Consider the following 6,739-nt stretch of genomic DNA (forward strand, 5'->3'; position numbering starts at 1 on the left):
CGATCCGCGCGTGGCGAGGCCGAGCGGCTCGAGCGTGCCATCACCACGGCGCAGGCGGCCCGGGAGACGGACAGTGCCGGCCTCGCGGACCTCGAGCTCCGGCTCGCGACAGCCGAGGAGTCGCCCGACGAGGAGCCGGACGTCGCCGAGCGCGAGCGCCTCACCGAGGCGGCGAAGTCCGCCCGCCAGGGTGAGATGGAGGCCCGCCTGGCCCTGCGCACCACCGAGGAGCGCGCCCGCGCGCTGAACGGCCGTGCCGACTCGCTGGTCCGCGCCGCGCAGGCCGAGCGCGACTCGCGGGCGAGGGCGTCGGAGCGCCGAGAGCGGCTGATCCGCGAGGGCGCCGCCGCCGAGGCCGTCAACGCCGGCGTGACGGTCGTGCTGATGCGGCTCGAGCGCAGCGTCATGCTGGCGGCCGACGCCCGCGCTGCCGTCGAGGAGTCGCGACAGGTGCGCGAGCAGCAGTTGTTGGCAGCTCGCGCCACGTTGCGCGAGCTGGGTCGCCAGCACGACGAGCTGGTCAACTCCGTGCACCGTGACGAGATGGCCCGCACGCAGCAGAAGATGCGGATAGAGCAGCTCGAGGAGCGTGCGCTCGAGGAGCTCGGCATGGACGCCGACGGACTGATCGACGACTACGGCCCCACGACCCTGGTGCCGTTCTTCGGCGAGGTGGCCGACGACGAGATCGCGCCCGAACCGGTGCCGTTCGTCCGTGAGGAGCAGCAGAAGCGGCTCAAGACCGCCGAGCGTGCGCTCGCGATGCTGGGCCGGGTCAACCCGCTCGCCCTGGAGGAGTATTCCGCGATGGAGGAGCGGCACAAGTTCCTCACCGAGCAGCTCGAGGACCTGCGGCGCACCCGCAAGGACCTCCTCGACATCGTCCGCGAGGTCGACGACCGCGTGCAGCAGGTGTTCAGCGAGGCCTACGCCGACGTCGAGAAGGCCTTCGACTCGACCTTCGCCCGACTGTTCCCCGGTGGCGAGGGCCGCCTCGTGCTCACCGACCCCGACGACATGCTCAACACCGGCATCGAGGTCGAGGCCCGCCCGGCCGGCAAGAAGGTCAAGCGCCTCTCGCTGCTCTCCGGCGGCGAGCGCTCCCTGGTCGCCGTGGCGTTCCTGGTGGCGCTCTTCAAGGCCCGCCCGTCGCCGTTCTACATCCTCGACGAGGTCGAGGCAGCGCTGGACGACACCAACCTCGGCCGGCTGCTGGAGATCTACGAGGAACTGCGTGAGACCTCCCAGCTCCTGGTGATCACGCACCAGAAGCGGACGATGGAGGTCGGCGACGCCCTGTACGGCGTGACCATGCGCGGCGACGGTGTCACGACGGTCATCTCCCAGCGCCTCGAGCGCGCGGAGTCGGCGTGAGCGAGCGAGCTGCCCGACCCACCCGCGCCGACTACGTCGCGTGGCGCACCGCGACCACGCGGTGGCGCGACGACGACGCCTACGGCCACCTCAACAATGCCACGTACTACGAGCTCTTCGACACCGCTGTCAACGCCCATCTCTACGAGGAGACCGGGGTCGACGTCCGCGCGCTGGCGCAGATCGGCGTCGTCGCCGAGACGTCGTGCCGCTACTTCCGCGAGATCGGCTTCCCCGAGCCGATCGAGATGGGCATGGTCGTGGACAAGGTCGGCACGTCCTCGATCGTCTACCGGATCGGTCTCTTCCAGGGCGAGTCCGACGAGGCGGCCGCGGAGGGGCGGTTCGTGCACGTGTACGTCGACAACGAGCACGGCGCGGGCAATCGACCGGTGGTGCCCATGCCCGACGTGGTGCGGGCCGCCGTGGAGCCGTTGCTGCGTTGATCGCAGGGGTCCGATGTGGGCGGCGACACACCGAGGCGGCGGGCGTGAAATCGTCTTCGGAGCCGCTGTTGTGTCACCGTGGGTGGACGTGCACCACACCCTCGGGAGTTGAACATGCTGGCGATCGTCCTCGTGATGCTGCTCGTCCTCGCCGCCGCCGCGGCGGTCGTGCTCTACGTCGCCTACCCGCACCGCGGTGAGGAACTGCCCGTCGTCCCGCAGCTGGGCGACGCGATGCGCAAGGGCGTCGACTCGCTGCCGACCATCGGCGACCACGAGGACATCCGCGCCTGATCGTGGTCCGGCGCCGGGGGCTCTTGGCGCGGGCGGTGACTCAGCAACCGTTCCGGTTGAGCAGTTAGGTTGCCTGGTCACCGGCCGCGGGAGGACGGCCGGCGACGCGTGATTGGATTGCGCCATGGACTTCCCCGGTAGCTGGCTCTATCTGATCATCGGCATCGCCGTCGTCGGCGTGCTGATGCTCGTCGGCCTGCTCAGCGGTCGCCGGGGCAAGGCGCCCTCGGTGCCGGGCGTCGGCACCGACGTCATCGCCCCTGCGCCCACCGAGGCGGGCGTCGAGACACCGACCGAGACCACTCCCGAGAAGCCGGCGCTGGAGAAGCCGGAGGGTACGGCGTCGCGCCTCGTGCGGCTGCGCCAGCGTCTGGCGGGCTCGCAGGGCACCCTGGGGCGCGGCCTGCTGGCGCTGCTCAGCCGGGACCGGCTGGACGAGGACACCTGGGAGGCCATCGAGGACACCCTGCTCACTGCCGACATCGGAGTCGCGCCCACCACCCAGCTGGTCGAGCGGCTGCGCTCCCGGCTGCGCGTCGAGGGTGGTCCGGACGCCGACGCCCGCGCCGTACTCCGCGAAGAGCTGCTCGAGCTCGTCGACCCGACCATGGACCGTCGCCTGCAGGTGAGCGGCGCGGACGGCCGGCCCGGCGTCGTGCTCGTCGTCGGCGTCAACGGCGCCGGCAAGACCACCACCGTGGGCAAGCTTGCCCGCATCCTCGTCGCCGAGGACCGCACGGTGACCCTGGGCGCGGCCGACACGTTCCGCGCCGCGGCCGTCGACCAGCTCGCCACCTGGGGCGAGCGCGTGGGCGTCGGGGTCGTCCGTGGCCCGGAGGGCTCCGATCCCGCCAGCGTCGCGTTCGAGGCGGTCAAGCAGGGTGTCGAGCAGGGTGTGGACACCGTGCTCATCGACACCGCCGGCCGTCTGCAGAACAAGGCCGGCCTGATGGACGAGCTCGGCAAGGTCAAGCGGGTCATCGAGAAGCAGGCCCCGGTCACCGAGGTGCTGCTCGTGCTCGACGCCACCACTGGTCAGAACGGGATGATCCAGGCCCGCGTCTTCAGCGAGATCGTCGACGTCACCGGCATCGTCCTCACCAAGCTGGACGGCTCGGCCAAGGGCGGCATCGTCGTCGCGGTCCAGCGCGAGCTGGGCGTGCCGGTCAAGCTGGTCGGTCTCGGCGAGGGTGCCGATGACCTGGCACCCTTCGACGCGGGCGCATTCGTGGACGCGCTGCTCGGCTGACCCGACTCAGCGAGTCGCGCGCCGCTCGCGGTCCCGCAGTGCGGTGACGGCGTCCTCGACGAGCCGCGCCGCGCGCTGGTCGAACGTGTGTGCCGCGACGATCTTCAGCGCCTGCGCCCGGCGGGTCTCGTTGTCGGGGAAGGCGGAGTAGGGCGGGGTGATCAGTCGCACCAGGTCGCCCTCGTCCTGGAAGGGTTGCACCAGATCGCCGAACGTCTCGTGGAGGCCGGAGACCGGGTCAGTGGCGATCCGGGCGCCGCAGGCCGCGGCGTCGAAGAGCCGGTTGGACAGGAAGCTGTCGCGACGCATGTCGACGTGGTGGTCGTTGAGGACGATCCCCGCCGATGCGTAGAGCGCCCCGACCTCGTCGTTGGGCACGCCCGATGAGGCAACGGTGGCCGGGTCGAGGAACTCGTCCCAGTCGGCGCCGTGGACCGTGAGGTCCGCGTCCGCCGCCAGGGCGGTCCGCACGGCGTGCCGGAAGACGCCACGCGAGTTGCCGACGAACAGCACCGCCGGACCGGTGTCGGGCACGCCGCGGTCGGGGTGGAAGAAGCGCGGGTCGGTGCACTGCAGCAGCGGCTCGACCGGCAGTCCCCACTCGCGGCGGACCTGCGCGGGCCAGCTGAGGCTGGCGGCGTACACCAGGTCGAATGACTTGAGCTCGGCGAGCGAGACGAGGTCGGGGTGGCTGATGATCCACTCCATGTTCAGCGCGGTCGGGTGTGGCTCGACCAGGTCGAGGCCGCGCAGCACGAGCACGACGTCGTCGTAGTCGCGCGACGGCCGGTGCCGCGCGTCGCGGGAGTCGACCGAGACGAACTGGCCGCTGCGCTCCAGGGCGGCCGCGAGCGACCGGGCGAAGTGGGTGTCGCCCCATCGCTCGCCGCGCGGCCCAGCCGGCGCCGCGGTGTCGATGGTCCAGCGAAGGCGCGGTGGGTGCTCGTTGATGCCCCGCACCGGGCGGACCACCTGCTGCTGGAGGAGCACGGAGACGGACTCGGCGTCGTCGGGGTCGGCGGAGACGCGGTGCGTGCGCACTCCGGTGACCTCGAAGCCGGTGGCGCTCCAGAGCTCGTTCGTGTGGTCCCTGGGGATGGTGTGTCGGCGCGACCGGAGCGCGGCCATGGCCATCGTGAGGTCGGCCGGTTCGGCGTACGACGTCCGCGACGTGACGCTGACGTCGGGGACGAGGACACTGCGGCCGAGACCGCCCGCGCCCGCACGCAGTCCGAGGTCGGTCTCGGCGAGAACGTCGGGGAAGGTGGGATCGAGGCCGTGCAGGGACAGCAACGATTCGGCGCGGAGCGCCACCATTGGCGAGGCGGGCGCCGGGATCTCTGCCGTCCCGAGACGCCGGGCGTCGGAGGCCGGATGCCCGGCGAAGAGGAGGCCGAGGCGGCCGTCGTTGCGGGGGAAGCCGGCACCCGCGGAGATGATCAGGCCACGCCGATCGATCACGAGCGGCTGGGCGATCGCCACGCCCGGCTCGGCGATGGTCTCGATGAGCCGTCGCAACAGTTCGGGCGCGGGCTGCGCCTCCGGCCGGAGCAGGACGACCCGGTCGCCCGTGGTGTGGGCGATGCCGATGTTCGTCGCCGCCGAGATCCGGGTGCCGGCGGGAACCGAGATGCTCGTGACCGACGGCAGCAGGCCGGCGAGGGCCGAGGTGAGCAGGTGCGGGCCTCGGCGGTCACGGGTGGCGACCACGACCACCTCGACATCGGCCTGCCCTGCGAGCAGCCAGTCGACGGTGCCGCGCGAGCCGTAGCCCATCGGCAGCACGATGCTGGTGCGGCCCGCAACACGGTCCGTGGCCTGGGCAGCTTCCCAGTTGACGGTCGAGGGCGTGTCCGACGTCACCCCGCGCACGAGGACGAGGGGATTGGCCCAGCTGACGATCATCGAGGTGCGGAGTCGGTCGACGAAGGTGGCGACGGTCTCCTCGGACTCGCCCTCGTCGAAGTTGCCGACCTCGTCGATCGACGTACGGCGTACCAATGTCGTCCCCAGGTCGAACTGGGACGGCGTGATGAGCTCACCGGACAGGCGCGTGTCGGGGCCGGTGAAGGCATGGACGGCGGACCGGTCGCCGGCGCGGAGCACGCCGACGCCGCGCGCCAGGAACTCCGGGTGCCAGTGGTGACCCGGCTCGAGGAACGCCACGAACTCGCCGCGAGCACGCTGGATGCCGCGGTTGAGGGTCCGGCCGAGCTGGGTGCGTGATCCGAGCACCACCCGCACGCGGGGGTCGCGAGTCGCGGCCTCGGTGGCCACCGTCCCGGTGGTGTCGATCGATCCCCGGTCGAGGATGAGCAGCTCCCACTGGTCCAGGGTCTGGTCCTGCAGGGCGGCGATCGTGGGCGCGAGCAGGGGACCGACGTCCTGGGCGCTCATCAGGACGGTGACGACGGGCCCGGCGGCGTCGGGGGAGTGCTGGTGCGCGCCGGGGTTGGCGTCCAGGTAGGACAACACCTGCCACTCGCGGGCGGCCTGCAGGGCGTTGTCGCGGAACTCGCCCCACTGCAGGTGCGGGTAGCCGCGGCGGACCGGCATGGGCGTGTCGCGGGTCGCGTGGTCCGACCACCAGGCCAGCGGACCGAACTCGTGGTCGCGCGCCGCGGGGTTCTCGTCGAGGATCCGCTCGGTGTTGATGAGCGGGTGCGGCGCCAGCCGGTTGCGACGCGGGCCCTCGGTGACGTACCAGAGGGACGGCGGCAGGTCCCCGGCCTGCCACACGCCCTTGCCCGGCAACCAGGTCGCCTCGAAGAGCGGGTGCGGCGAGATGTCGGGAGTGTTGATGACGGCGCGGGCAGCGTCCTCGGGGGTGGCCGGCTGGGTGCCGAGCTGCGCACCGATCCAGTCGAGGTCGAGCAGTCCCGAGGCGACCAGGTCACGCGCGGAGTGCCGGGCCGCCGCGCTCATGGGAGGTTCGATCATCCGATCACCCCGCGGCCCGCCGAGGCAACCGTTCCTGAGCAGTGAGCATCGGTGCGATGAAGGCGGCGAAGTCCTCCGCCATCCGGTGCGGTGGCCGTGAGTGGGCGGCGTTGATCGACGCGGCGTGGGCGGCGCGCGCCCGCTCGGGGTCATCGACGAGCTCGATGATCGTCGAGCGCAGCGTCTCCTTCAGGGACCGGTCGTCACGCGGGTTGAACAGGCGTACGTGCGGCTCGTCGGCGAGGTCGAGGAGGGCGCCGGTGCGTGGGCCGACGATGGGAAGGCCGAAGCTCTGCGCGAGCCAGAAGACGCCTGAGTTGAGGATGCGGGAGTAGGGCAGCACCGCAAGGTCGGCCGCCCCGAACCACACCTGGAGCTGGTCGTCGGGCACGTGCGAGAACTCCGAGATCACCCGCGGGTGCGCCGGGTCTTGCGG

The 6,739-nt window shown here is 71.8% G+C and carries 6 protein-coding genes; 4 read left to right on the forward strand and 2 right to left on the reverse strand.

The genetic code is table 11. The annotated features are described in order from the left end of the window. The 4 genes from RMO85_RS00360 to ftsY form a co-directional block, all read left to right on the forward strand. On the forward strand, positions 1-1,374 hold a 1,374-nt coding region (locus RMO85_RS00360; protein WP_310525732.1), incomplete at its 5' end, for an AAA family ATPase. Continuing rightward, positions 1,371-1,820 (forward strand): thioesterase family protein, encoded by a 450-nt coding sequence (locus RMO85_RS00365; RefSeq protein WP_310525733.1) that lies wholly within the window; start codon positions 1,371-1,373, stop codon positions 1,818-1,820. The genes RMO85_RS00360 and RMO85_RS00365, both read left to right, overlap by 4 nt. A 114-nt stretch (positions 1,821-1,934) precedes the next feature. Further along, complete coding sequence (locus RMO85_RS00370; RefSeq protein WP_310525735.1) at positions 1,935-2,114, forward strand: hypothetical protein; 180 nt, start codon at positions 1,935-1,937, stop codon at positions 2,112-2,114. Between the two features lie 124 nt (positions 2,115-2,238). Beyond that, positions 2,239-3,363, forward strand: coding sequence for a signal recognition particle-docking protein FtsY (gene ftsY / locus RMO85_RS00375; RefSeq protein ID WP_310525737.1), 1,125 nt, complete (start codon positions 2,239-2,241; stop codon positions 3,361-3,363). A 6-nt stretch (positions 3,364-3,369) separates the two neighbouring features. Here ftsY and RMO85_RS00380 read toward each other — a convergent pair whose 3' ends face one another. Together RMO85_RS00380 and RMO85_RS00385 are read right to left on the reverse strand one after the other, a co-directional pair. Continuing rightward, complete coding sequence (locus RMO85_RS00380) at positions 3,370-6,303, reverse strand: glycosyltransferase (protein ID WP_310525738.1); 2,934 nt, start codon at positions 6,301-6,303, stop codon at positions 3,370-3,372. Between the two features lie 4 nt (positions 6,304-6,307). Next, positions 6,308-6,739 (reverse strand): hypothetical protein (locus tag RMO85_RS00385; RefSeq protein ID WP_310525740.1); only part of this gene is annotated, 432 nt, incomplete at its 5' end.

Source organism: Nocardioides sp., from assembly GCF_031422975.1.
Lineage (GTDB): Bacteria > Actinomycetota > Actinomycetes > Propionibacteriales > Nocardioidaceae > Nocardioides.